25 protein-coding genes are annotated in these 25,988 nt (G+C 40.4%); 6 read left to right on the top strand and 19 right to left on the bottom strand.

All coding sequences use genetic code 11. The annotated features are described in order from the left end of the window. Position 1: 1 nt before the first annotated feature. From dapE to panD, 4 genes are all read left to right on the top strand, one after another. Complete coding sequence (gene dapE / locus MUS1_RS09470) at positions 2 to 1,147, top strand: succinyl-diaminopimelate desuccinylase (protein ID WP_036161790.1); 1,146 nt, start codon at positions 2 to 4, stop codon at positions 1,145 to 1,147. A gap of 13 nt (positions 1,148 to 1,160) precedes the next feature. Further along, positions 1,161 to 1,427: a hypothetical protein gene (locus MUS1_RS09465; RefSeq protein WP_036161787.1), complete on the top strand. Its 267-nt coding sequence runs from the start codon at positions 1,161 to 1,163 to the stop codon at positions 1,425 to 1,427. 4 nt (positions 1,428 to 1,431) lie between these two features. After that, positions 1,432 to 1,806 (top strand): hypothetical protein, encoded by a 375-nt coding sequence (locus MUS1_RS09460; protein WP_036161784.1) that lies wholly within the window; start codon positions 1,432 to 1,434, stop codon positions 1,804 to 1,806. A gap of 66 nt (positions 1,807 to 1,872) precedes the next feature. Beyond that, positions 1,873 to 2,253 (top strand): aspartate 1-decarboxylase, encoded by a 381-nt coding sequence (gene panD, locus MUS1_RS09455; RefSeq protein WP_036161781.1) that lies wholly within the window; start codon positions 1,873 to 1,875, stop codon positions 2,251 to 2,253. A gap of 104 nt (positions 2,254 to 2,357) precedes the next feature. On the opposite strand, the gene tpx is transcribed toward panD, so the two are convergent. After that, positions 2,358 to 2,855 carry a thiol peroxidase gene (gene tpx / locus MUS1_RS09450; RefSeq protein WP_036161778.1) on the bottom strand — a complete coding sequence of 166 codons (498 nt, stop codon included), beginning with the start codon at positions 2,853 to 2,855 and terminating at the stop codon, positions 2,358 to 2,360. Between the two features lie 41 nt (positions 2,856 to 2,896). Continuing rightward, positions 2,897 to 3,367, bottom strand: coding sequence for a cold-shock protein (locus MUS1_RS16330; RefSeq protein WP_036161776.1), 471 nt, complete (start codon positions 3,365 to 3,367; stop codon positions 2,897 to 2,899). A 287-nt stretch (positions 3,368 to 3,654) separates the two neighbouring features. On the opposite strand from MUS1_RS16330, the gene MUS1_RS09440 reads away from it, so the two are divergent. After that, complete coding sequence (locus MUS1_RS09440) at positions 3,655 to 3,867, top strand: SlyX family protein (RefSeq protein ID WP_036161773.1); 213 nt, start codon at positions 3,655 to 3,657, stop codon at positions 3,865 to 3,867. An 18-nt stretch (positions 3,868 to 3,885) separates the two neighbouring features. Here MUS1_RS09440 and MUS1_RS09435 read toward each other — a convergent pair whose 3' ends face one another. The 9 genes from MUS1_RS09435 to cysM form a co-directional block, all read right to left on the bottom strand. After that, positions 3,886 to 4,680, bottom strand: coding sequence for a class I SAM-dependent methyltransferase (locus MUS1_RS09435; protein WP_036161770.1), 795 nt, complete (start codon positions 4,678 to 4,680; stop codon positions 3,886 to 3,888). A 187-nt stretch (positions 4,681 to 4,867) separates the two neighbouring features. Further along, the gene (locus MUS1_RS09430; protein WP_036161767.1) at positions 4,868 to 5,668 is read right to left on the bottom strand and encodes an undecaprenyl-diphosphate phosphatase; all 801 of its coding nucleotides are present in this window, start codon (positions 5,666 to 5,668) and stop codon (positions 4,868 to 4,870) included. A gap of 4 nt (positions 5,669 to 5,672) precedes the next feature. Further along, positions 5,673 to 6,380, bottom strand: a complete 708-nt coding sequence (gene tsaB, locus MUS1_RS09425) for a tRNA (adenosine(37)-N6)-threonylcarbamoyltransferase complex dimerization subunit type 1 TsaB (protein ID WP_036161764.1) — start codon at positions 6,378 to 6,380, stop codon at positions 5,673 to 5,675. Between the two features lie 7 nt (positions 6,381 to 6,387). Continuing rightward, positions 6,388 to 7,044: an adenylate kinase gene (adk, locus tag MUS1_RS09420; protein ID WP_036161762.1), complete on the bottom strand. Its 657-nt coding sequence runs from the start codon at positions 7,042 to 7,044 to the stop codon at positions 6,388 to 6,390. Positions 7,045 to 7,269: 225 nt separating this feature from the next. Next, on the bottom strand, positions 7,270 to 9,900 hold the full coding sequence (gene ppc, locus MUS1_RS09415; protein WP_036161759.1) for a phosphoenolpyruvate carboxylase: 2,631 nt from the start codon (positions 9,898 to 9,900) through the stop codon (positions 7,270 to 7,272). A gap of 86 nt (positions 9,901 to 9,986) precedes the next feature. Next, positions 9,987 to 10,790, bottom strand: a complete 804-nt coding sequence (gene mazG / locus MUS1_RS09410) for a nucleoside triphosphate pyrophosphohydrolase (RefSeq protein ID WP_084035598.1) — start codon at positions 10,788 to 10,790, stop codon at positions 9,987 to 9,989. Further along, a complete protein-coding gene (gene relA, locus MUS1_RS09405; RefSeq protein WP_036161753.1) occupies positions 10,787 to 13,036 on the bottom strand; it encodes a GTP diphosphokinase in 2,250 nt (749 codons plus the stop codon). The genes mazG and relA overlap by 4 nt, the downstream gene beginning before the upstream one ends. A 16-nt stretch (positions 13,037 to 13,052) precedes the next feature. Further along, positions 13,053 to 14,369 carry a 23S rRNA (uracil(1939)-C(5))-methyltransferase RlmD gene (gene rlmD / locus MUS1_RS09400; RefSeq protein ID WP_036161750.1) on the bottom strand — a complete coding sequence of 439 codons (1,317 nt, stop codon included), beginning with the start codon at positions 14,367 to 14,369 and terminating at the stop codon, positions 13,053 to 13,055. A 136-nt stretch (positions 14,370 to 14,505) separates the two neighbouring features. After that, positions 14,506 to 15,399 carry a cysteine synthase CysM gene (cysM, locus tag MUS1_RS09395; protein WP_051436196.1) on the bottom strand — a complete coding sequence of 298 codons (894 nt, stop codon included), beginning with the start codon at positions 15,397 to 15,399 and terminating at the stop codon, positions 14,506 to 14,508. A gap of 450 nt (positions 15,400 to 15,849) precedes the next feature. On the opposite strand from cysM, the gene MUS1_RS09390 reads away from it, so the two are divergent. Beyond that, entirely contained in the window at positions 15,850 to 18,588 is a 2,739-nt protein-coding gene (locus tag MUS1_RS09390; RefSeq protein ID WP_245595789.1) for an ATP-binding protein, read from the top strand. Here the strand turns inward: MUS1_RS09390 and acpS are convergent. The 8 genes from acpS to MUS1_RS09350 all read right to left on the bottom strand — a co-directional run bounded on the left by acpS (position 18,555) and on the right by MUS1_RS09350 (position 25,982). Continuing rightward, on the bottom strand, positions 18,555 to 18,941 hold the full coding sequence (gene acpS / locus MUS1_RS09385; protein WP_036161744.1) for a holo-ACP synthase: 387 nt from the start codon (positions 18,939 to 18,941) through the stop codon (positions 18,555 to 18,557). The genes MUS1_RS09390 and acpS overlap by 34 nt on opposite strands. Positions 18,942 to 19,002: 61 nt before the next feature. After that, positions 19,003 to 19,740: a DNA repair protein RecO gene (gene recO, locus MUS1_RS09380; RefSeq protein WP_036161740.1), complete on the bottom strand. Its 738-nt coding sequence runs from the start codon at positions 19,738 to 19,740 to the stop codon at positions 19,003 to 19,005. Between the two features lie 5 nt (positions 19,741 to 19,745). Then, entirely contained in the window at positions 19,746 to 20,660 is a 915-nt protein-coding gene (gene era / locus MUS1_RS09375) for a GTPase Era (protein WP_036161738.1), read from the bottom strand. Next, positions 20,653 to 21,336, bottom strand: coding sequence for a ribonuclease III (gene rnc, locus MUS1_RS09370; RefSeq protein ID WP_036161735.1), 684 nt, complete (start codon positions 21,334 to 21,336; stop codon positions 20,653 to 20,655). The genes era and rnc overlap by 8 nt, the downstream gene beginning before the upstream one ends. Before the next feature lie 15 nt (positions 21,337 to 21,351). Then, positions 21,352 to 22,176 (bottom strand): signal peptidase I, encoded by an 825-nt coding sequence (lepB, locus tag MUS1_RS09365; protein ID WP_036161733.1) that lies wholly within the window; start codon positions 22,174 to 22,176, stop codon positions 21,352 to 21,354. Positions 22,177 to 22,227: 51 nt separating this feature from the next. Further along, positions 22,228 to 24,030, bottom strand: coding sequence for a translation elongation factor 4 (gene lepA, locus MUS1_RS09360; protein WP_036161729.1), 1,803 nt, complete (start codon positions 24,028 to 24,030; stop codon positions 22,228 to 22,230). 207 nt (positions 24,031 to 24,237) lie between these two features. Next, complete coding sequence (locus MUS1_RS09355; protein ID WP_036161727.1) at positions 24,238 to 24,870, bottom strand: riboflavin synthase; 633 nt, start codon at positions 24,868 to 24,870, stop codon at positions 24,238 to 24,240. Positions 24,871 to 25,142: 272 nt separating this feature from the next. Further along, a complete protein-coding gene (locus tag MUS1_RS09350; RefSeq protein ID WP_036161724.1) occupies positions 25,143 to 25,982 on the bottom strand; it encodes a substrate-binding periplasmic protein in 840 nt (279 codons plus the stop codon). Between the last annotated feature and the right edge of the window lie 6 nt (positions 25,983 to 25,988).

Here is a 25,988-nt window from a genome sequence, read left to right as displayed (position 1 = left end):
AATGTCTGACTTGTCACCTACACTAAAACTCGCCATAGATCTCATCTCACGCCCTTCGGTTACTCCTGAAGATGCTGGCTGCCAAGATCTAATGATTAATCGATTAAAGAACATTGGTTTTGAAGTCGAATACATGCCATTTGGAGAGGTAAAAAACTTCTACGCTAAACGTGGCACATCAGGCCCAAACCTTTGCTTTGCTGGACACACCGATGTCGTGCCAACCGGCCCTGAATCTGAATGGAAAGTGCCTCCTTTCTCTCCAACGATTCTTGATGGCATGCTTTATGGACGAGGCGCAGCAGACATGAAAGGCAGCCTTGCTGCTATGGTAACAGCCGTAGAAGCCTTTATTGCAGAACACCCAGATCATGAAGGTCAAATTTCATTTCTAATCACCAGCGATGAAGAAGGCCCATTTGTTGATGGAACAACTCGCGTTGTTGATGCCCTTATGGAACGTAACGAAACAGTGGACTGGTGTATTGTTGGCGAACCTTCTAGCACCAAAACACTCGGCGACATTATCAAAAATGGCCGCCGAGGTTCATTCAGTGGCGATTTAACTGTACATGGCAAACAAGGCCATGTTGCTTACCCCCATCTAGCTGAAAACCCTATTCATCTTGCCGCACCAGCATTAGCTGAAATGGCCAGCGCTCATTGGGACGATGGTAACGATTTCTTCCCACCAACCAGTTTCCAAGTATCAAACATTCAAGCTGGGACAGGCGCAACAAATGTTGTCCCAGGAAAACTGAACGCGCAATTTAATTTCCGGTTCTCTTCAGAGCTCGATTTTGATGCTTTGAAAGTTCTGGTTATCGATATTCTAGAAAAACACAACCTACGCTATGACATTGAATGGACATATAACGGACTTCCATTTTTAACACGTCCTGGAAACTTAGTTGACGCAATAGTAGAAGCAGTACAAACCACGGTTAACATAACCCCAGAATTATCAACATCAGGTGGCACTTCTGACGGAAGATTTATTGCAAAAATGGGTACACAAGTAGTTGAACTTGGGCCAATAAATGCGACAATCCACCAAATTAATGAATGCGTAGATGCTGAAAGTCTTAATAACCTTTCTAAAATTTATACTCGTATATTACAAAATCTCTTTGTAAATAAGTCTTGAGCCAGTGCACTGAATGAAAAACTCGATACATAAGTTAGCTCTCAAGTTGGGCAATAATCCTGCCCTCGCACTTAAGAAAATAATCCAAGGCGGATTGGTTCTTCTTTTTGGCGTTTTGATAGTCATGACCGCAGATCGAGTGATTGCAGAATCCATCATTCAAGAAATTATTGCCTTATTAGGATTGATAATAGCTGGAGCTGGTGCACTTTGGGCGCTTGTTGGTTACTTATCAATGAGCGTTTTTAGGATTTATCACATAATCAAAAAGAAGGATTAAAGCGATGCAATCAGACATCGAAATATATGTATTATCCTGCCCAACAGAGAAGATAATTACTTGGTTTGAAGAAGAGTTCTCTCTTATCAAAAAAAGTACACCTTCAAAACTATGTACAAAAGTGACCATCAATTCTAATGGCCATGATATTGACGTGACTATTTTAGAAAAAGCAGCAGGTAAACGATTTACTTCCATCTGGTTTGAATCAGACAAAACACCTTGGGAAAATGATATTTCTTGTGCAAAACAAGTCTTCGAATCTCTTGGTTGTGAAGTGCGTTGCAATTTTCAAGGATGGGAAGAAGAAGGGAATCAAGACCCAGATCAATGGTGGCGGATAAACAAAGATGAAGAAGGCCCATTTATTTGGAACTAACCCTTCCTTAAAAAAGATGTCACACCCAAAAAATGCTATACAGAAACACTAACAGAGACTTTATACATGCAAATTACACTTCTTAAAGGCAAACTTCACATGGCCAGCGTAACTCAAGCTGAGCTTTGGTACGACGGCTCATGCGCCATCGATAAAGACCTTGTAGAACTCGCTGGTTTTCGAGATTTTGAAAAAATAGACATCTACAACGTAGATAATGGTGAACGCTTCCATACTTATGTCATTCTTGCTGAAGCTGGGTCAGGCACGATTTCAATGAATGGTGCAGCAGCCAGAAAAGTACAAGTGGGTGATCGAGTGATTATTGCTGCTTACGGCCAAATGGATGAAGCTATAGCAGATCATTTTAAACCTAAACTTGTCTATCTAAACAAAGACAACAGCGTTGAAAGAACAACCAATACAATACCAGTACAAAAAAACTAGATCTTTTTTCTACTGAAATTTTAAGCATAAAAAAAGTCAGTTTTACTTAAAGTAAAACTGACTTTTTATTGAGCTTTTTTTAACTCAATGCATGCAGTAGAAAATTACGCCAATACCGCTAAGGCTGCTTCGTAATTAGGTTCATCTGCTGTTTCTGCAACTTGCTCAGTATAAATAACTTTACCATTTTCATCTAATACAACAACAGCACGAGACAAAAGACCAACAAGTGGCCCAGTAGAGAAATTCAAACCGTAATCTTCACCAAACGTTGAACGGAAGCTAGAGCCCGTATCAACATTATCAATACCTTCTGCACCACAAAAACGTGCAACAGCGAAAGGCAAATCAGCCGAAACACAAATCACATTAACGCCTTTAAACGCAGCAGCGGATTCGTTGAACTTTCGTACCGATGTTGCACAAGTAGGCGTATCGATAGAAGGAAAGATATTAAGCACCAATTTAGCGCCTTTATAATCTGCCAAAGTTACAACAGACAAGTCCGTTTTAACTAACTCAAATGCTGGGGCAGTAGAACCAACTGCAGGAAGAGAACCAACAGTTTCAAAAGCAGTACCTTTTAGAGTTACAGTAGACATATTTAGCCTCTTAAATCGAATGAAAAAATAGTGACAAACAATTAACCGCGAATAATGGAAACGTTCTCGGCTTGTTTACCTTTTTCACCTTCGGTCACATAAAAACGAACTATTTGACCTTCAACAAGAAAACGGCGTCCACGTCCACGAATAGCACGGTAATGAACAAATACATCATCGCCATTTTCCATTGTCAAAAAGCCGAAGCCTTTTGATGAATTAAACCACTTTACAGTACCTTGTTCACGGTCATCATCTTCGTCTTCATCGGAATCTGAATCATAACCAGTAAAGCGAGCTTGACTAATCGTAGATCCGACATAAACAGATACGAAAATAAAGCCAAAATATATTAGAAAATTGGTACCTATTTCTTCTTTCAACACCCCTGCGATTAACAAAGGTACGATCAAAGCTATAACAACACTAACAACCAATGTACGTAGTGAAAAAAAACCGGAACCAACAGAAGCCCCATTATTTTGCGAAACATTATCCTGATGATCATTCATAACAGTATTTCTCTTATTAAATTAAATATTATTGTTAAACAAAATCTATTTTTAAAAAATAGAACTTTGTATTAGTGCAAAAGTGAATAAATAAATATTTACCAAACTCTTTATGAAATCGCCATGTGAAGCTTAAGAAGATAGTAGTAAAATACTTACCTTCTTTTAAGAGCAATTTTCACGCCATTCTTTACTTTAAATTCCCAATACCTGCGTCATATAAAGTATAGAATAGCTAATTAAAAGCAAGAGCTTAGTTTAGTAAGGTTAACACACAGAAGGCACCTATGAACACCTCAGAAATCAACCAACGTATAGACGAATTAGAATTCAAACTGCAATTTCAAGAAGATACGATTGATAGTTTAAATCAAGCACTTATTCGCCAACAAAAAGACATACTTATGATGAAAGAAAAGTTCATCATGGTCAGTAAACAACTAGAGTCTTATCGACAACAACAATCTATTCCTGAGGGCGAAAGGCCACCTCATTATTAACATCTAAATCCAGAAGTATTAAGCCGATAATAAATCGAGCGACTTTAATACATAAATATCAAAGCGACCTGACTTCCCTTCAAGCTGATAGGTCGGTTCAACATCATTTAAACATGGTGCGCCTTTAGGGCGTTTAACAACTACTCGATACTCGGCTAGGGTCATAGCATGAGGCAAAAGATTGTCTGCATCTAAGTCCTTGCCGACCAAATCCCGGAAAAATGCCATTTCTTTTTTTGCGGCTGCTGATGATTTCTCTGTATGTGGATACATAGGATCTAAGTACACCACATCAAATTTGGCATCCTCATCAAGTCCGGTTATATCGCTATCCAAAAGAGGCATTCTAGCAACAATATCAGCTACTTCACTATGAAAAGATCCACGATATAACCCATCTTCTAACATAGCTCTCACAAATCCAACTCTTTCGCAAAGAGAGACAGAACAGCCAAGACAAGCTAAAACAAAAGCATCTCGCCCTAATCCTGCCGTTGCATCTAAAACAGATAAACTAGACCTCTTGTTTAGTCCAACCGCTTTCGCAATATCTTGTCCTTTGCCACCACCAAAGCGCCTTCTGTGATCAACTGCACCTGAAGCAAAGTCAACACAGACTGGTTTAGGTGCGCCCTTCCCTGTTTTCGCAATAGAGACACTATCCACTGCTTTCAATAATAAGTAGTCGTAACTAGAAATATACTTTATGGGTTCATGGAGAAAAATAAATGGAAGATTCAATGACTGAGCCAATAAACGAGACTCCGACTCTAAAAACCTATCTGTTGTCGCCACTGCAATAGAATTAAGCAAATCATTTTCTCCAAAGTCATCTCAAACCAAAATTTAAACAATGTAGATCGCCACCTTACATCAAGTTTAATGTATTACCTTACCCAACCCAAAAATAGAAAAAGCCTCTAAAAATTAGAAGCTTTTATAAATACATCAGAGAATTTCATCATTAAATATATGTTCAGCTCAAAGGCTCTTTAACAAACTAAACGTACACTATAAATAGAAGTAACGAACCTAGAATCAATCGATAAACAAAAAATGGAAAAAAACCGATGCGATTTAACCATTTTAAAAACAAATAAATACAAAGATAAGCACTGATCGCAGATAAAACAACACCAACAACAATACTCGTCCAATCAACCATCACATTAGATGAAATCAATTCTATCAACTTCAAACCACCAGCCGCTAAAATCAAAGGAATAGACAGTAAGAAGGAGAAGCGAGCTGCGCATTCTCGACTAAAACCTAAAAAGCGCGCAGCCGTCATAGTAATACCTGAGCGTGAGGTTCCAGGAATCAAAGCTAAGGCCTGAGCTAAACCAATATAAACCACACTCTTTGGACAGAAATCATATTCTGTTTTTGAGTTTGACCCGTATCGATCAGACAGCCAAAGCAAAACACCAAAACCAATTGTGGTATAGCCAATCACCTCGACCGAGCGTAAATGCGTACTGATAAACTCATCAAATACTAAACCAGCAACACAGGCTGGTATCGTCGCAAGACATATCCACCAAGCCAAACGACTGTCAGAGGTTGATTGTCGATCTTTAATAGAAACACACCAAGCAACAACAATCTGAGCAATGTCTTTTCTAAAGTAACCAACAATCGCGATCAAGGTTCCAACATGAACAGCAACATCAAATGCCAAACCTTGATCTTGCCAATTAAGCAGCTGAGCAGGAAGGATTAAATGAGCAGAGCTCGATATCGGCAGAAACTCAGTCAGTCCTTGGATCAACGATAAGAAAACAATTTGATACCACAACATTTTACTAGCGCTTCCCTATGCGAGGTGCCTGTTTTTCCCAAGTGATTTCGTCTCTTAAATAGGTTGGCATAGCATCGTATGCAGAGACTATTTCACCTTTACTGAAGTGCAATAAAGCTAATTCGGCAATACAAGCAGCGCGAGGCGCTAAGTCCACCAGAATATGCTCTGGCAAAGCGGGCAATAACGAGACCAACTCTTTCTCATAGCACCAGCCAGAGCCAATACCATTAAAATCAGTTGAAAATGCAGATAACACAGAAGGCTTAATGACACACTCATCGATCAATGGATTAATCTCATAACTACCAGCAACTTTATTCACATGATAGCCACCAAGATAAATTTCACCCATTCGAGCGTCTAATGCAGAAAGCCAATTGTTAGATCCTGTTTTTTGAAATCCCTCTAACGCCAAGGCAGCGAGAGTAGAAACAGGAACAACAGGTAAATCTGCACCATAGGCAAGCCCTTGCACCACACCAGCACTAATCCGAAGACCAGTGAAAGAACCAGGACCACGACCAAAAGCAATAGCATCTAGATCTGATAATTTAAGACCTGCTTGCTCTAGAATTTGATCTACCATAGGTAAAATCAAATCATTGTGGAGACGAGGCGCCATGCGGAAATCTTCCAACACAACGCCATCTATGTTCAACGCAACAGAACAAGCTGGCGTCGATGTATCTAATGCTAAAATGGCCGTCATTGACTAATTAAGCCTTCAAAGAAGCTAATAAACTTTGTTTAATTTCATTCAAATCGCCCACACCGTTTACTTTAACGAATTGTGGTGCATTAGAACTGTCTGCTTTTAACCAGTCTTGGTAATAACCGATTAGTGGTGCGGTTTGATCATGATAAACGCCAAGACGCATACGAACTGTTTCTTCACTGTCATCAACACGCTGAACAAGGTCATCAGCTGTTATGTCATCTTTGCCTTCCACTTTTGGTGGATTATAAACAAGGTGATAAGTACGACCTGAAGCTTCATGAACACGGCGTCCACTCATGCGCTTTACGATTTCTTCGTCAGCAACATCAATCTCAACAACATAATCGATTTTTACGCCTGCATCTTTTAATGCGTCAGCTTGTGGAATAGTACGTGGAAAACCATCAAACAAAGCACCGTTAGTGCAATCGTCTTGAGTCAAACGCTCTTTTACTAAACCAATAATAATGTCATCAGAAACAAGCTGCCCTGCATCCATTACTGCTTTTGCTTTCAAACCCATTTCGCTGCCTGCTTTTACTGCTGCACGCAACATATCCCCTGTAGAGATCTGCGGGATACCAAACTCTTCCGTAATGAATTGAGCTTGAGTTCCTTTACCAGCGCCTGGCGCACCTAATAATATTACTCGCATAAGAAGTCTCCAAAGACAGCGTTAATTTATTTGCAAGGATTACCAATACAATGTTCTATTCAATGTGCTGTTATGCACAAAAATAAAGCATTCGGTAAACCATACGCATACTAAAAATTTAATGGCCGCCAAGCATACCCAAGCAGCCCTTCAATATGCAAATTTACCTGTCATTTTTTAACGTTTTCTTGCACATAGTGAGCATTTATTGATCATATGGATAAATTAGCCCGTATTTTGCATACCGCTAGCAATCCCAGCCATCGTAATCATCAACGCCTTATTCACCTCAGCATTGTTTTCGTCTTTACGACTACGATACAAAAGCTCTGCCTGTAAATAGTGCAGTGGATCAATGTACGGATTTCGCACATCAATTGATTGACGTATGGTTTTGTTGTCTTCAATTAACCTTTCTTGCTTTTTCAGCATTTTCACAAGCTCACTAACCTGCTTCAGCTTGCGACGTAACAACCGACCTAACCCTTGCAGCTCTTCATTCACCAAACGCTTCTCATAATACTCTGCGATTTCAGGCTCCGCTTTTGCCAAGACCATATCAAGCATATCCAGATAAGCGCCAAAGAAAGGCCATTTCTTATGCATTTCCCGTAGTTTTTCTAAATTACCCGTTTCAACACCTTGCTGTAGAGCACTTTCCGCTCCTAACCAAGCTGGCAACATAAGGCGTATTTGCATCCAAGCAAAAATCCAAGGAATAGCTCGTAAACTCTCAACACCACCATCAGAACGGCGACGAGCAGGACGAGAACCTAATGGTAATTTAGCCAACTCTTGCTCTGGCGTTGTTGCTCTAAAGTAAGGTACAAAATCCTCATGCCCACGAATAATAGAGCGATATTGATTCATTCCGACTTCAGCCATTTCATCCATAATCGCACGCCACTCTTCTTTAGGCGCTTCAGCAGGAATCAATGTCGCTTCCATTACCGCAGAGCAATACAATTCTAAAGAACGCACCGCAATATCAGGAATACCAAACTTAAAGCGAATCATTTCACCTTGTTCGGTGACACGAATAGAGCCATTTACTGAACCTGGAGGTTGCGACAAAATCGCCACATGGGCTGGACCGCCGCCACGACCAACAGTGCCGCCACGACCATGAAATAAAGTTAAATGTATACCGTGTTTTTTACAAAGGCGAGTTAACGCTTCTTGCGCTCGATATTGTCCCCACGTTGCCGCGATCTGTCCGGCATCTTTGGCAGAATCAGAATAACCAATCATTACTTCTTGGCGACCATTGATATAAGATTTATACCAAGGAAGTGAAAACAACTGTTCAATAATAGGCTCAGCGTTATCTAAATCGGCCAATGTTTCAAATAAAGGAACAATCCTCATCGGGAAACTAACACCCGATTCTTTCAACATCAAAGCAACTGCCAATACATCAGAGGGTGCACTGGCCATCGAAATAACGTAAGAGCCAAATGAATTCTGATGTCCCTTAGCAATCATTCTAAAAGTATCTAAAACTTCTCTTACCTCATCCGTTGTCGACCAATCCATAGGCAACAATGGACGTTTGGAGTTTAATTCCGTCAACAAAAAGGCCTGGCGTGATGCTTCATCCCATTCAGCATAATCGCCAAGACCGTAAAAACGAGTAATCGCAGACAAGGCATCAATGTGTCGAGCCGCATCTTGACGTACATCTAGACGTACCAACGTAGCTCCAAAAGTGGCTGCACAACGAATCAAGTCGATCAAAGAACCATTCGCAATCACCTTCATACCGCAATCTAATAAAGACTGATAACACAGGGTCAGATCATCAATAAGCTCTTGAATATCAAGAAAAATAGCGTCATCTGATGTGGGCTTACCATCAATAGATGCTTTCGCCCAATTTTTGGTTGCGAGCATTTTTCGCTCTAAATGCCGTATAACTTCTCGATAAGGCTGAGGGCTGTCGCCAACACGTTCACGTAATGCCGCATTGCATTGAGTCATCGAAAATTCGGAGCGCAGAACTGCTAAGTCTTTTATGTATAAATCTGCCGCCATCCAACGAGCTAGCAATGCCACTTCTTTGGTGACCGTATGGGTCACATTTGGATTACCGTCCCGATCACCGCCCATCCAAGTTGCAAAACGAATCGGTGCCAAGTCTAAGGGCAAATGTTCAGCGTTAGAAAAGGTATTGAATTGCTCATCTAGTTGACGGAAAAAGCGTGGTACCGCTTGCCATAAAGATTGCTCAATTACAGCAAAACCCCATTTGGCTTCATCAACAGGTGTTGGTCGTTCTTCTCGAATTTCATCAGTATGCCAAGCTTGTGTAATGATCTCTTTTAAACGGCGAATATGTTTTGTCTCTTCGAGAGGCAGAATATTGTCTTTGTCTAACGCTTCCAATTCGCTGGAAATATTATCGTATTTACGAATAAGAGAACGACGTACAACTTCAGTTGGATGCGCAGTCAAAACCAATTCAATCGATTGTGTCTGTAAGGATTCGAGCATTTGTTCTGGTGTGAAGTTTTGCTTTGAAAGGCGCTCCAGTAAATCGCCGATTGGATTGTGATACACACCTAAACTTTCATTGGTGCGACGACGATGCACTCGGTGATACTGTTCAGCAATGTTAGATAAATTTAAAAACTGATTAAATGCTCTGGCAACCGGAACAATTTCTTTATCTTCTAATGATTCTAAAGCCTCAATAAGAGCGGCTGAGTCTCCTGATTGTCTACCATCTTTGGAGAGTAACCGGATATTTTCCACTTTTTCAAGGAAGCCTTCGCCAAGATGATTACTCATACTTTCGCCGAGGCAATCTCCTAACAACCTAACATTTTCGCGTAATGACGCTTGACGATCACTCACTTCACCCTCCTAAACAGTACCAATAACACTTATGCAATTTCATACATACAAAAAAGTGTTTTTACTAATTTCTACGATAAGCAAGTTTATAAACCTTCGTGTTTTGCTTGCTCCCAATAACGATCTAGCTCTTCTAAAGAGCAATCCGTTAGATTTTTATTCTTTGCTGATACAAGGGCTTCTATTCGGCCAAATCGACGGCGGAATTTAATATTCGTTTTATTTAATGCTACATCTGGCGCAACATCAAGGTGTCTTGCAAGATTACTCACAGCAAATAATACATCACCCATTTCTTCTTCCATATGAAGGGTGTTTTGCTCCTTCATCGCTTCTTCTAGTTCGTCTAATTCTTCTCTGATTTTGTCAAAAACAGGCGCGACATCAGGCCAATCAAACCCAACTTTTGACGCTTTTTTTTGTATTTTCACCGCTTGCATGAGTGCAGGCATAGAAACAGGTATATCTGCAAGCAAACTTTTATCTGAAGAGTCTTTTTCTTGAGTTTTAATCTTCTGCCATTGTTCCGCGATTTCTTGCTCCGTGAGAGCGTTCGGCTCACCGAAACGAGTCATATCACCGTCAGGAAATACATGGGGGTGGCGTCGTAACATTTTTTCAACAACACCAGTCGCAATGTCATCAAAATTGAAACGCTGCTCTTCCTGTGCGATTTGTGCATAGAAAATCACTTGAAAAAGTAAATCACCTAACTCCTCTTTCAAATGATCAAAGTCTTCCCGCTCAATGGCATCCAGAACTTCGTAGGCTTCTTCCAAAGTATAAGGAGCAACGGATTTATAGGTTTGCTTTTTATCCCACGCACATCCAAATGACTCGTCTCTTAAACAAGCCATCAGATGTTGTAGTTGCTCTATCGGTTTACTCAAAAATCTTTCTCTCTGAATACATTCGACACATTAGGTAATTGGTTAATACGATGCAGCAGTTTACTCAAAATTCCCAACTCACCAACTTCAATGGTAAAGCGAATAGTTGCCATATGATTTTCTTTCGCAGACAAGGTGTTCATAGACAAAAGGTTCACTTTTTCATTGGCTAGCAAACTTGTGATGTCATTGAGCAAACCCGTTCTGTCATAGGCTTCAACCTGAATATTCACTGGATATTGATTATCAAGTTCCTCACCCCAGTTCACATTAACAATGCGTTCTGGCTCATCTAAGCCCAATTGAACAATGTTAATACAATCCTGCCGGTGAACAGACACGCCCCGTCCTTGAGTAATATAACCAACAATGTCATCGCCCGGTATTGGCGTACAACACTTAGCCATTTGCGTTAGTAACTTACCAACACCCAAAATATGTATATCGTTATCAGAAGATTTGTGACGGCTCTTTTTCAAACGAATTGGGCGGGCAGGTGCGACATCACCATCAAGATTGTATAAATCATCAATAACGCGTAGCACTTTGGCTAATTGAATATCTCCCGCACCTAGTGAAACAAAGACATCACTGGCACTCGAAAAACTAAAGCGAGAGGCAATTTTTTGGAAATCAATACGACTATCATCAATGCCAAGACGTTTTAATTGCTTATCTAATAATTGTTTACCCGCTTCTAGGTTTTTCTCTCGATCTTCTTTTCTAAACCAGTTTTGAATATTGGCACGAGCACGACTTGTGTGCACATAACCCAATGTAGGGTGAAGCCAATCTCGACTTGGCCCACCCTCTTTAGTCGTCAATATTTCAACCTTATCACCGGTTTTTAGCTGTGTTACAAGCGTAATAATTTTACCATTAACTTTCGCACCGCGGCATCGATGGCCAATTTCTGTGTGTACTCGGTAAGCAAAATCAACTGGTGTTGAATTGACAGGTAAATCAACAACATGACCATCTGGAGTAAAGACATAAATACGGTCTTGCTCTATGTCACTGCGCACTTGTTCAGATAAAGACTCAAGATCACCTTGAACTTCATGAAAGTCCAAAATCGTTCTAAGCCACTGAAGTTTTTCTTCATAACTAGTACTGCTTGAGCTTAAGTCTGTCCCCTTATATTTCCAATGAGCACAGACACCAAGCTCTGCATCTTCATGCATTTTGTGCGTACGAATTTGAATTTCAAACACTCGCCCTTGCGGGCCAACAACGGCCGTATGTAATGACTGATAACCATTTGATTTAGGGTTACTAATATAATCATCAAACTCTTGCGGGATAGGACGCCATAAAGTATGAACTGTTCCCAGTACCCCATAACATTGCATAGGTTCATCAACAAGAATACGCACAGCGCGCACATCATAGACTTCATCAAAACCAATATTTTTGCGCTTCATTTTGCGCCAAATACTGTAAATATGTTTTGCCCTACCCATTAAATCCGCATGGATATTAATGCTTTTTAAGCGCTCATCTAAAACACTGATAACATCGTCAATATATTGCTGACGATCAAGGCGCTTTTCATCCAACCATGAGGCAATTCGTTTGTAATCAGAAGGGTACAGATAACGAAACGAGAGATCCTCTAACTCCCATTTAATATGACCAATGCCCAAACGATGAGCCAAAGGTGCATAAACACTTTGAACTTCCAAGGCAACAGCCACGCGACGGTCTTCATCTTGAAACTTCGCCTCTTTAATGGCACACGCTCGTTCGGCTAATTTAATCAGCACGACACGAACATCATCAATAATAGACACCAACATTTTACGCAAAGATTCTAATTGGTTGTCATGACTGCCTAATACCTCTGCGGCGGTATCTGCGGTAAGGTTCTTAGATACCTCACCCATCCGAATCACACCTTCGATAAGAGACGACACTTTACGACCAAACATATCGGTCACACGGGACAAAGGAAGCTGATCTTCACGCACAACTCGATATAAAGCTGCCGCAACTAAAGAATCTTGGTCTGCTCGAAAGCCTGAAAGGATTTCAACCATTTCAAGACCAGCACGAAAAGTACTCGCTTGCGCACCCCAAAAAGACGGTCGAGCACATTGCAACTCCGCTTGGCGAGCCAACTCACAAGCCATACGTAAAGGAACTCTAGCACTGTCGTCAATAAGGTGGGAAAACTGCCCCATCCAAGCGTCAATATTAACATTGCCATCCTCTAACACCGGGTGATCTTTTCTTACTGTTACCATGTATCCGCCCTTAATTTTATTTCTTTTTTTGCAATAACATCATAGTTTCTACATGAGATGTTTGAGGAAACATATCCATCAAACTTACCCGTAAAACACGATATCCTTTTGCAATTAAATATTCTGCGTCCCTTGCCAACGTAGAAGCGTTGCAAGAAACATACAATATTTGTGTCGGTTTTATTTTTATTATTGTGTCAAGAAATTCAAAAGCGCCAGCACGAGGAGGATCAAGCAGTACTTTTGTAACTCCTTCTTTTTTAAATTGATGCGCAACAGGCTGTGTTAGGTCAGCAGCAATAAAAGAGACATTATCAAAACCATTCTGATGTGCATTCTCTTTTGCTGCAGCAACCATGGTTTCCTGCACTTCAACCCCGATAACAGACTGCGCGCGTTTCGCCAACGGTAAAGAGAAATTACCAACACCACAAAACAAATCTAAGACCACATCTTGGTCTGTTAGGTTCAGCCAGTCCATTGCTTGCGCGACCATTTTTTGATTCATCGCCGCATTCACTTGTATAAAGTCCTGAGGATGATAACTCAACCTCAAACCATCAAGATCATAATAGCGCATGTTTTCTGGTGCAACGTCCGCCTTGCTCATTGATGGTGCTTGCCAATAAAGAGACACTTCCTCTTGTTGAGCCCAAACTTGCCAGCTGCTTTCCAATGCTTCAGAAACAGTTGAAGTTAAACGAAACAAGACTGAAACGCCTTTTGTGTCTTCCAGTAGCTCGATATGCCCTAGCGCACTGGCCAAGTCATTTCCAGATAAGGCTAATTTCAATGAATGGAAGGTTTCTTGTAGAGAAGTAGTAAGAACAACACACTGCTTAATTGAAACAATGTCTTTTGATGCTTTGCCACGAAAACCTAAAGAAAGAGAGCCCTTTTTATTATCAACAGCAATGCGAGCACGACGACGATATTTGGTAGAAGTATCTGATAATAACGCTAGATCTTGACCTGATAACACATTACGTAGCTGCCCTTTAAGCCAATCTGTTTTTGAAGATAATTGCTGCTCATCCATTAAATGCTGAAAGCTGCAACCGCCACATTCATTGAAATGCTGACAAGAAGGGTCGATTCGATAAGCGCTAGGCTCAATGATGTTAACAAGAACAGCTTCGTCAAAATGGCGTCCTGTTTTAGTAATTTGCGCAGAGACGGTTTCACTAGGTAAAGCGCCAGCAATAAAGGTAACTTTACCTTGCAAACGGGCGACGCCTTTAGCTTCGTGAGTTAAACCCTCTACGTGAAAGGTTTGTACCGGACCAATAGGTTGTACTTTGGCTGGGCGACGTGAAGGTGTTCTTCTTCTCAAAGGAGGCTCTCTTTATTTCCTGAACTCAAATTAAACGTAAAGGTAAACGTACGAGACATTCTATCGCATCTTGCTGTAATCCTACACGTTTAAAAGAGAGCCTTTGAATCTATAATTCTTGGTGAAGATCTTTATGTTAAGAATTAAAAACCCCTGTTGATAAATAACGATCACCTCGATCACAGACAATCGCCACAATAACCGCATCCGTCAATTGTTCAGATAATGCCATCGCCATGGCGACCGAACCACCAGAAGAAACCCCACAAAAGACTCCTTCTTCTTTTGCTAATCGTCGCATCGTAACTTCTGCCGCTTCTTGAGAAACATCCATCACTTTATCCACTCGAGTGTCATCAAAAATGGCAGGTAAATATTCTTTATTCCAACGTCTAATACCTGGAATACTTGCCCCATCTTGTGGCTGTAAACCAACAATCTGAATGTCTTTATTTTGCTCTTTCAGATAATGCGAAACGCCCATAATGGTTCCAGTCGTTCCCATCGAGCTAACAAAATGCGTCACAGTACCTTGGGTTTGTTGCCAAATTTCTGGCCCTGTTGTTAGGTAATGAGCATTCGGGTTGTCTTGATTCGCAAACTGATTAAGCACAACCCCCACACCTTGATCTTGCATTTCCTGCGCAAGATCTCTCGCTCGTTCCATACCTTCTTCTTTTGTAACCAAATGAAGCGTGGCACCGTACGCAGACATAGCAGATTTTCGCTCCTGGCTCATGTTATCAGGCATGATCAAATGCATTTTATAACCTTTAATTGCAGCCACCATTGCTAATGCAATACCAGTATTACCACTGGTTGCTTCGATCAAACTATCCCCAGGCTTAATGGCCCCACGAAGTTCTGCCTGATGTATCATATTCAAAGCAGGCCGATCTTTTACTGAGCCAGCAGGATTCTGTCCTTCTAACTTCAAAAGAATCGTATTGCTTGGATTAGGATTGATGCGCTGTAAACGAACCAAAGGAGTTTGCCCAATTAAGGACTCGATACTAGGATACTGGATCATAAAAAAAACTTCATTGACATTGATGACATAGGGAATGAAACTTAATGCTTCAAGCCTATTTAAGAACACTTATACTAAACAGTACAATAAGAAAGCGTTATAAACTTAGTTTCATTTTCGCATTCTAGGTCAAACGATATGCTCATAACACGTATTTTCACATCTCTTTCTTTACTACTTATACTCAGCAGCTGTGAACAGCCCTCAGAAAATCTCGCTGAATTAGACAATGTAGAACTGAGAAAAAAATGGCGCGGATGTATGTATATCAAAAACCCATCTAACCGTGAACAACAGATGTGCAAAAATTATGGAAAAGAATGCAATGATCGCAAAAACAACGACAACTTGGCTTGCTACTGATTCATCGGTTAGACATTCGGTATGATAAAGCGAATTTTCACACTTATCCCCACTACATTAAGCAGTCGCTTATTTTGGGCGTTGTTTTTGCCATCTCTAAGCATTTCAATAATTGCTTGTTTTTTACTACTATCCTCTCGTTTTAGCGACCTTGAAAAAAGCTTATATGAGCATGCTACAAATATAACAAAGCAAGTGGTAACGACCAGCGAATACGCCATTGTATTTTCCGACCAAGATATGATGAATCGCATACTGCAAAATGCACTTGAAAATCACGATATCAATAGTGTTCAAATTTTTAATAGTGAGCAAGAAATTATCGCCGAACTGGGAAAGGCTGCTCCCCTTACAAATAACTTCTTAAAGAGTGACATTAACATAGCCGAGTTTTCCGACTATTTAGCACTCACCAGTGCCATTCACTATGCAAGCAACATCTTTGACAGCACTCTAAATGCCAAAAATAATGTATTTATATCATCAAATCATCGCAACGTAATCGGCTGGGTAAGAGTTGAAGTCAGCACATCCGAAACTCAAATTAAAAAATACCAATATGCGAGTCTTGTTACATTCATTTTCATTCTTTTTAATATACTGACCATTCTAGGTGTCTTACATTTATCAAAAATATTAATGCAACCAGTTAATAAAGTGTCTCTGGCGTTAAACAAGCTAGCAAAAGGTCAGTTTTCAACTGTAAAATTAATGTCATTCCCCCCTGAATATGCGGCAATTCAAAAAGACATATTCGACTTAACAGAAAGGTTAGAACACCATAACGAGAAACTTCTCTTAGGCATTGAACAATCAACTGAAGACATTCGCCGTAGCATGGACAGCATGGAAGAAAAGAGCGCTCAACTTTACATCGCAAATCGTGAAGCGATGGAATCCAATCGACTGAAATCACAATTCCTTGCCAATATAAGTCATGAAGTTCGTACGCCATTAAATGCAATCCTCGGCTATACCAAGACCCTTCAAAAAGACATAACAAACAAACAGCAGCGTCTTTATGTGGATACCATTGAACAGTCTACTAACAACCTACTCGCCATTATTGGCGATATATTAGACTTTTCAAAGATAGAAGCGGGAAAACTAAATCTCGAAAGCAATAACTTTAACTTAAAATCCCTAATCGATGATGTTTACCAAACACTGAGTATCAATTTACTAAGCAAAGACAAACAAATAGATTTAGTGCCAGAATTTGGGAAAGAAACACCCGAATGGTTTGTAGGTGATAGTATTCGTGTTCGACAAATCTTAACCAACTTAATCGGTAATGCGATCAAATTCACCCACCAAGGCTCCGTTCGAACCAAGGTATCTATTGCCTCTCAAGATAAGAAAAAAATCACTTTATCTTTCCATGTCATAGATACAGGTATTGGCATACCAGAACATAAAATAAACCGCCTTTTTAAACCTTTTTCACAAGTTGACACAAGCACAACAAGACAATTTGGTGGCACAGGCTTAGGTCTGGTTATTACTAAAAAACTTGTTGAGCAAATGCATGGAAAAATAGAAGTCAGCAGTGACCCAACAATTGGCTCAACTTTTCGTTTTACACTAGATCTCAAGCAGTCCAACAAACTCAATAATGACAAAGCCCCACTAAACAGACACATCATTTTATTAGAACCCAGCACAACTTATAAAAGTTACATGCACAGATATCTAAATGAAATAAAGGTTAGCTGCACATCTTGCTTTGACTTAGAGCAAGTAATCTCGGTGCTAAGTAAAGAACAAAGAACAACAGACGCCATTCTACTCAGTGTGACACCAGATGAACAAAGTGTATTAGAAGCAAAAGAACTTATCCTCTACGCAGGACAACAATTTAATATTCCTTGTATTTTAATGATTCAACCACCCGGGCAAATTGCTAACTACCCAGACTTAAAAGGCTTATGCAGCGATATTTTATTAAAGCCCATCAGTCACGATAGATTGTATAACGCGCTAAGTAACTTAAATCACACCCCCATCGGATTACAGCCCCAACAACCACCAAAAAGCTTAGATACAGAAAAATTAACAAGGTTAAAAATATTGGCGGTTGACGACATGCCAATAAACCTACAATTACTTAGCCATTGGCTACAACCGAACGGTATAGAAACCTCTCTTGCTTACAGTGGACAACAAGCTATTGAGATGGCAAGCATAGAACAGTTTGATATGATCTTAATGGACATACAAATGCCAGAAATGGACGGCATGGAAACAACAAACGAGCTACGATTGTTAGAAGGTTATGAAAATACTCCAATTATTGCACTAACAGCTCACGCATTAGGCTCTGAACAGCAACAAATTCTTGCCAGTGGCATGAACGCTTATTTAACTAAACCCATTGATGAAGAAATATTACTTAATACCATTGATAATTGGTGCTCGAATACCGAAACCCTACAAGATCAAATAGATGCGAAATTGATTAATATTTTCGATCTGGAAAAAGCACTGGATATCGTTGATGGCAAGACTGACATTGCAAAAGAAATGTTTGATATGTTGGCAGACTCGCTGGATGCAGAGAAAAAATTGATTCAGCATCACCTTGCACACCAAGACACAGAAAAGTTAATTGAAGTTGTTCACCGAATTCATGGAGCATCTAAATACACTGGCACCATAAATATTGCACGCCATGCGGGATTTTTAGAAACCCACTTGAAAGAATTAGAACTAGAAGGCGTAGAGGGCGTTGCTGAAGATTTTATTGAAGCGATAGAAGACTTACTAAATCATCGACAACTTATACCTTGGCCTCAAACCTTGGATTCAAGTACAACAAACGCCTGAGCATACATTTTCTCATCCGTTAGGCTTAAATGCCAAGAAACAGGAAAGTCATATCGAGCTAAAATAGAATCATCCACTATTAATATCGGTTGACCTGTTGATAAGTTGCTTACCGTAAAATGCTGAAAACTAACGCCCGAACCAATACCCGTACCTAATGCTTTTACAGCCGCTTCTTTGGCTGCAAAACGCTTAGCAACAAACGCATTCGATTTTTCTAGATTTCCGATTTCTGACCAACGCTGTTTTTCTTCTGGCGTTAAAATACGGTCAATAAAACGCTCGCCTAGTCGCTCAATGGACATAGCAATACGAGCGATATCAACCAAATCCGTTCCTATTCCGATAATCAAATCTCTTTCCTCAACGTCTTTTCAGATCGACTTTCTTCAAACAGTCATTCATCACGACACATTATAAGCTACGAAAAATAGGAATACCTAAATGTCGCTCACCTTGAAAAGGTTGCTTCGGCAACAGACGTCTAGAGTCAATCGGTTTACCATTCAATAAGCCATCCAGCCAATTACGATGCAACTCTTTTGCTAGACTCAATACTTGTTTATCCATCCATTTACCAGAATGGTAATCTAAAGCCACACGCCCTTCGACAAACAACATCGGCAGTTGTTTAGGTGTTTCACCATAATAAGGCCTTAACCCAAATTTATAATGAAACTGATAAAGCTGATCTGCTTGAACCAACTCACCTCGACCTGTAGAAACCATATTAATAGCAACACCTAATTCTGAAAACAAACCCACTTCAAATCGTCGTAATAACGGCGCAATAGCAGCACCAGTAGGTAAACTCTCTATCAGCCATTTATAAAGTGTAAACACATCAGGTAAAGGTAGGTTAAGCGGCAAAAGCTTTTCAAGTAATTCATGAGCATAAAAAGCGGCGTATAGAGGCAACCCCTCTAACGATAAAGCTGATGTTAAGGACTCTAGGCTTTTCACCGTTTTTAAATCGCTACGACCAATGTATTCCATCTCGTAACACAAAAAAGGCCCAGGTATGACCCGAGCCTCTTTTTTTGGCAACCGCCATACACCTCTAATTAAACCTTGCTCAAGTGTTAAAACATCCAGCAAGATTTTACTGTCTTGAAACGGGCGAGTATGTATAACATACGCGGAAGCGCGCATAGGAATTACTCTTCCTGATAGCCTAAACTAGCTAACGCCCGCTCATCATCAGACCAACCAGAACGCACTTTAATCCAGAGATTCAACATCACTTTATGTTGAAACAAATTCTCCATATCAATACGTGCCTCTTTACCAATGAGTTTAATTTTATCACCACGTTCGCCGATGATAATGCGTTTTTGGCCATTTCTTTCGACTAGAATCAACGCACTAATGTGTATTGCAGATTCATCGTAGACGAACTCTTCAATCTGAACAGCCACCTCATAAGGCACTTCCTGACCTAATTGACGCGTAATTTTTTCACGAACAATTTCAGCGGCCAAAAAACGTGAGCTGCGATTTGTAATTTGATCTTCAGGATAAAATTGCGTGCCTTCAGGAATGTAGCTTTCAACCAAACGCTCTAACCTATCTAGATTATCATTACGCAGTGCAGAAATAGGCACAATCTGCGAGAAGTTCATTCGATCAGATAAATTTGCTAAACGTGGAAGTAAGTCTTCCTTTTGATCAAGCTGATCAACTTTATTTGCGACCAAAATAACAGGACAACGAGCATGTTTCACTTTTTGAAGAACAGACTCGTCTTCTTCCGTCCAACGATCCGCATCAATCACAAACAAAACCACATCCACATCTTTTAATGCAGCCGCTGCGGTTTTATTCATAATACGGTTGATCGCTTTATCTGTCGCAGAACCCAAATGCAAACCAGGTGTATCAACATAAATAGCTTGAACATGACCTTCCGTTTTAACGCCTAGAATCTGGTCACGTGTGGTTTGTGGCTTACGTGAAGTAATGGATAACTTTTGCCCTAATATGTGATTAAGCAAAGTGGATTTACCCACATTTGGACGTCCAACAATGGCAATATAACCACAGTGGGTAACTTCAACTTCAACGTCAGACATTTTTCTTTTCCAGTTTTTTCAGTGCTGCAGTCGCGGCATTTTGCTCTGCAATTCGACGGCTATTTCCTTTACCTTCAATAGATTCATCACAAAGCTCAATATGACAATGCACATAAAAGGTCTGATCATGAGGATCACCAACAATGTTTACAACATCGTATTGAGGCAAAGCATGCTTGCGGGCTTGTAAATACTCTTGGAGACGAGTCTTTGCGTCTTTTGTCACTATTTTCAATGATGTGGCGTCTAAACGCTCTTTATACCATGCCAATATATGCTGACGACACACATCCATTCCAGCGTCTAAATACATGCCACCAATGATGCCCTCAACAGTATCGGCTAAAATAGAATCTCGTCTAAAACCGCCACTCTTCAATTCACCAGCACCCAATTTAAGATAATCACCTAATTGGAACTCTCTTGCCAATTCTGCCAGCGTATCGCCTTTTACCAGCGACGCTCGTAGACGACTTAATTCACCCTCTTTGGCTTTCGGAAAGCGATGAAAAAGGTCTTCTGCGATAACATAATTAAGAATAGAGTCTCCCAAGAACTCAAGGCGCTCGTTATTCTTCACACCAAAACTACGGTGCGTTAGCGCCAATTCAAGTAACCCAAGGTCAGCGAAAAAATACCCTATTCGCCGACTCAATTTTTGATACTGTGAGCTCAAAATTTCTCCAAAGACTTATTCAATCAAACCATTGTTTTTAAAACTTGGGATACTGAAAAATTCATCCCAATGTAGCCACACATAAAAGGCGCGCCCTTTCATATTCTCTTCAGGAACAAAACCCCAAAAGCGGCTATCTGCACTGTTATCACGATTATCACCCATAACGAAGTAATGACCTTCAGGCACAACCCAATCGCCTTCATGGGGCGTATTTCGATAACTGTTATAAATTTCGTGCTCTATGCCACCAATATTCTCATTGAACAACTCAACAGGCTCTCTGCTTGGGTTTAGAGAAATTGACAGTTTACTCAGTAAGTCTTTACTGACTTGCTGACCGTTTACTGTCAAAACTTTATTATGATAGCTAACTTGATCGCCAGGAAGGCCAATTAAACGTTTAATATAGTTTAGACTAGGATCCAAAGGATATTTAAATACAACAACATCACCACGTTCTGGCTGAGTCGTTGGGATAATCGTTGTATTTAAAACAGGCAGACGAATACCGTAATCAAATTTGTTCACCAGAATGAAATCGCCGATTTTCAACGTCGGCAACATAGAACCAGACGGAATTTGAAAAGGTTCGACCACAAATGAGCGAAGGCAAAAAATCACAGCAATAATGACAAAATACGATTTCACCTCAGCAACAAATTTAGGCGTTTCAGCCAATCGCTGTTGAGCATCTTTATGTAAAACGTCTCGTGCTTCAGTCGCCATATTATCCAAAATTTCTTTGCGCTTAGGATAATAAACAACACGGTCAAAGACCCAAAAGGCTCCCGTCACTAAAAACGCAACGGCCAGTATCAATTCGAAATCAAAACCCATTTTTCACTTCTCCACTATGGCGCGCATTCGCACACCTGTTCGACTGTCTGGCTAGCTATCTAGTTGCAATACAGCAAGGAAAGCAGATTGTGGCACTTCAACGTTACCAACTTGCTTCATACGTTTCTTACCGTCTTTCTGTTTCTGTAATAATTTTTTCTTACGACTTACGTCACCGCCGTAACATTTCGCGATAACGTTTTTGCGCAATGCTTTTACTGTTGTACGAGAAATTACTTTTGCACCCACCGCACCTTGAATCGCCACATCAAACATTTGACGAGGAATCAGCTCTTTCATTTTTTCACACAGAGCACGACCCTTATATTGCACGTTATCTTTGTGCATGATCAAAGCCAATGCATCCACTCGTTCACCGTTGATCAAAATATCCAAACGCACAAGCGGAGCCGCACTAAAATGAGAGAAACTGTAATCAAGAGACGCAAAACCACGACTACAAGATTTTAATTTATCAAAGAAATCCATAACTACTTCGTTCATGGGTAATTCATAACGCAGTTGCACTTGGCGACCAACATAAAGCATGTCTTTTTGAATACCACGCTTCTCGATGCACAAGGTAATTACATTACCTAGGTATTCTTGTGGCACCAGAATATTGGCCTCCACAATCGGTTCGCGCATTTCTTTAACTGTTCCTGGATCAGGCATCTTAGATGGGCTATCTACATAGATGACATCACCTGTGTTCAATTCAATTTCATAGACAACCGTTGGTGCAGTTGTGATTAAATCAAGATCGTATTCACGTTCTAGACGCTCTTGAATAATCTCCATGTGTAGCATTCCTAAGAAACCACAACGGAAACCAAAACCAAGTGCATCGGAACTTTCTGGTTCGAAAAACAAAGACGCATCGTTCAGCGTTAACTTATTCAACGCAACACGGAAGTCTTCATATTCGTCAGAACTAACAGGGAAAAGACCGGCGTAGACTTGAGGTTTCACTTTCTGGAAACCCGCTAATTGAGCAACATCTGGTGTAGAAGAATGAGTAATGGTATCACCCACTGGCGCACCATGGATGTCTTTAATACCTGCAACAACATAACCTACTTCACCGGCTCTCAGAACGCCCGTTTCTTTACGTTTTGGTGTAAAAATACCGGCCATATCAACAGGGTGAGTTTGTTTGGTAGATTTAATAAAAATCTTATCTTTCTTACGCAAAGTGCCCTGTTTGATACGAACAAGTGAAACAACGCCTAAATAGTTATCAAACCAAGAGTCAATAATCAGAGCTTGAAGAGGCGCATCAACATCGCCTTCTGGCGGTGGAATAGTCGCAACCAAACGCTCAAGAACATCATCCACACCCACGCCCGTTTTGGCTGAACACGTCACCGCATCCATAGCATCAATGCCGATAATTTCTTCAATTTCAGCACTCACACGAACAGGATCCGCTTGTGGCAAATCAATTTTGTTCAACACGGCCATCACTTCAAGCCCTTGCTCGATTGCCGTATAACAGTTAGCAACCGACTGAGCCTCTACACCTTGCGCGGCATCAACCACCAGCAAAGCACCTTCACAGGCAGCCAACGAACGAGATACTTCATAAGAAAAATCCACGTGTCCCGGCGTATCGATAAAATTCAACTGGTAAGTTTGGCCGTCTTTCGCGTGATAATCCAGCGTCACACTTTGAGCCTTGATAGTAATGCCACGCTCACGTTCGATGTCCATGGAATCGAGAACCTGTGCAGACATTTCTCGCTCACTCAAACCTTCACAAGTTTGAATAAAACGGTCTGCTAAAGTCGATTTACCGTGGTCGATATGAGCGATGATACTGAAATTGCGTATATGCTTGAGATTGTTAGACATTTTTTACTCTGATAAAGGATTTCATTCAAAATCTGTACTTTTTTGAATGCAATGCTAAGAAAACGATGAAACGAATGCGAGGCATTATACAGAGTGTCTAGGGGAGTTGATAGTATTCTAGGCCAGCTTACAATCGTATTGCCTTAGACATAAAACATGGCGGTTTGATGTCTACTTATTCTTAATAACCAAACCGTTTAACCATATTTAAGGTAAAACGATTCCTCTTTCTTTTAAAATACGTTCAACTGTATCAACCGTAGCTTGCGTGTGGGCATCAATTTCTAGGTTTATCCTATCGCCAACAGATAAAATACCAAACGTTGTCAATCTAAGTGTTTCAGGAATTAAGGAGACTTCAATCCAGTCATCACCGATATTACTGATGGTTAAACTTGAGCCATTTAGCCCAACATACCCCTTATTGAACAAGTAACGTCGTGCGTCCACCTCGTTCTGGCGGTCAGTTGTAAAACGAATATGAACACTTTCTTCAACTTTCTCGATTCGAGATACAGAAACCGTAGTCATAATATGGCCAGACATAACATGACCACCCACCTCATCACCCATTTTAGCGGCACGCTCAAAATTTACTGAGTCACCAGCCTGAAGAAGACCAATATTCGTCAGTTCTAACGTCATATCAATTACATCAAATGTCAGCACGTCGTGGCCGATCTCAGAAACAGTCAGACAAACACCATTAATAGCGACACTCGCACCTAATTGCTGGCCTAACATCACACCTGCAGGGAACACGACCTCAAGACGTTTATTACGACCAATTTGATGCGCCGCCTGCACACTTGCCGTTCCCTGAACAATACCTGTAAACATAAAACGCCCTATCACCTATACAATTTATACTAGTTAATAAATGTACACTAAATCAAAAAACGAAGAAGAAATGAACATTCATGACCAAAGCCCTATATACCCTAGGCTTGCAAACGTTATCATAATTTCACCAATAGGGTTATCCACAGGTTACGTGGATAACCACAGCCTTAAGAAACAACTCAAAACACACCAAAATATATGGTTACTACCGGAAGCGTAATAAATGGATCGATTTACATAGCACTCTTCTCAAAAGCTCAAAAACATATTTATTCTGGTAACAAATCCGCACGACTACGACTATCCCAATAATGCATGCCATCAACCAGCGCTTTATCTGTAAAACCATCATTACTCATACCCTGTAGAGCAAGGGCGATTTGGTTCTTAACGGAGGGAATATTACAAGGCGAGTTTTTAGACATAGTTAAATACAAACCTTCGCTACTAATATATGGCGAAGCGGGAACAATCTTATCTGACAACTCCAAAATAGTTGCGTAAGCATGGGCTGGATTTTTTTCATACAAAACATAATCTACTCGATCCACCGCCAACATACGTAAAGCCTGAGACAAACTGGCCACTGATAATATATTCAGATTGCTTTTAGCATATTGGTCAAACTCTTGACCAAAGCTGTTGTTAATAACCGTTATGCCCCATCGCCCTTCTAAGTCTTCTTTTTTACTAAACTCAAATTGCTTGTCTTTTTGCTGCCAAACCACACTTGTTGTATGCAACATAACAGGGGTGAAATAATCCATATAGTTAGCACGTTCATTGGTGTAAAAAGCGCCAGCCATTAAATCAACACGACCATTTTCCACTTCAATTTGAGCCCGTGACCAAGGACCAACATGGATAAGTTTGATAGGTATACCAATACGTCGACTAACTTCATCGATGATAAGGCGATTTACGCCACTGAGCTCTTTTGAATCAGGAGCTTCACGCCATAAAAAAGGAGGATACTCAGAGTTACCAGTCGCCGTAATAGCAGTACAGGTAGAAATAGAAGCCTGTCTATTATTTACCTCTCCAAACGCAATACCAGTATAAAAAAGACCCGTTATAAGGCAAAAAAATATGTTGGTATGCAGTCGCATTCTGTA

Source organism: Marinomonas ushuaiensis DSM 15871 (assembly GCF_000521805.1).
Classification (GTDB): Bacteria; Pseudomonadota; Gammaproteobacteria; order Pseudomonadales; family Marinomonadaceae; genus Marinomonas; species Marinomonas ushuaiensis.
The sequence above is the reverse complement of the archived record's forward strand: the minus strand, read 5'-3'. Positions and strand labels throughout refer to the sequence as shown.

Coding starts and splice junctions, on each gene's coding strand:
- dapE (WP_036161790.1), top strand. CDS start 2: ATGTCTGACTTGTCACCTACACTAAAACTCGCCATAGATCTCATCTCA.
- MUS1_RS09465 (WP_036161787.1), top strand. CDS start 1,161: ATGAAAAACTCGATACATAAGTTAGCTCTCAAGTTGGGCAATAATCCT.
- MUS1_RS09460 (WP_036161784.1), top strand. CDS start 1,432: ATGCAATCAGACATCGAAATATATGTATTATCCTGCCCAACAGAGAAG.
- panD (WP_036161781.1), top strand. CDS start 1,873: ATGCAAATTACACTTCTTAAAGGCAAACTTCACATGGCCAGCGTAACT.
- tpx (WP_036161778.1), bottom strand. CDS start 2,855: ATGTCTACTGTAACTCTAAAAGGTACTGCTTTTGAAACTGTTGGTTCT.
- MUS1_RS16330 (WP_036161776.1), bottom strand. CDS start 3,367: ATGAATGATCATCAGGATAATGTTTCGCAAAATAATGGGGCTTCTGTT.
- MUS1_RS09440 (WP_036161773.1), top strand. CDS start 3,655: ATGAACACCTCAGAAATCAACCAACGTATAGACGAATTAGAATTCAAA.
- MUS1_RS09430 (WP_036161767.1), bottom strand. CDS start 5,668: ATGTTGTGGTATCAAATTGTTTTCTTATCGTTGATCCAAGGACTGACT.
- tsaB (WP_036161764.1), bottom strand. CDS start 6,380: ATGACGGCCATTTTAGCATTAGATACATCGACGCCAGCTTGTTCTGTT.
- adk (WP_036161762.1), bottom strand. CDS start 7,044: ATGCGAGTAATATTATTAGGTGCGCCAGGCGCTGGTAAAGGAACTCAA.
- relA (WP_036161753.1), bottom strand. CDS start 13,036: ATGGTAACAGTAAGAAAAGATCACCCGGTGTTAGAGGATGGCAATGTT.
- cysM (WP_051436196.1), bottom strand. CDS start 15,399: ATGATCCAGTATCCTAGTATCGAGTCCTTAATTGGGCAAACTCCTTTG.
- recO (WP_036161740.1), bottom strand. CDS start 19,740: ATGCGCGCTTCCGCGTATGTTATACATACTCGCCCGTTTCAAGACAGT.
- era (WP_036161738.1), bottom strand. CDS start 20,660: ATGTCTGACGTTGAAGTTGAAGTTACCCACTGTGGTTATATTGCCATT.
- lepB (WP_036161733.1), bottom strand. CDS start 22,176: ATGGGTTTTGATTTCGAATTGATACTGGCCGTTGCGTTTTTAGTGACG.
- lepA (WP_036161729.1), bottom strand. CDS start 24,030: ATGTCTAACAATCTCAAGCATATACGCAATTTCAGTATCATCGCTCAT.
- MUS1_RS09355 (WP_036161727.1), bottom strand. CDS start 24,870: ATGTTTACAGGTATTGTTCAGGGAACGGCAAGTGTGCAGGCGGCGCAT.
- MUS1_RS09350 (WP_036161724.1), bottom strand. CDS start 25,982: ATGCGACTGCATACCAACATATTTTTTTGCCTTATAACGGGTCTTTTT.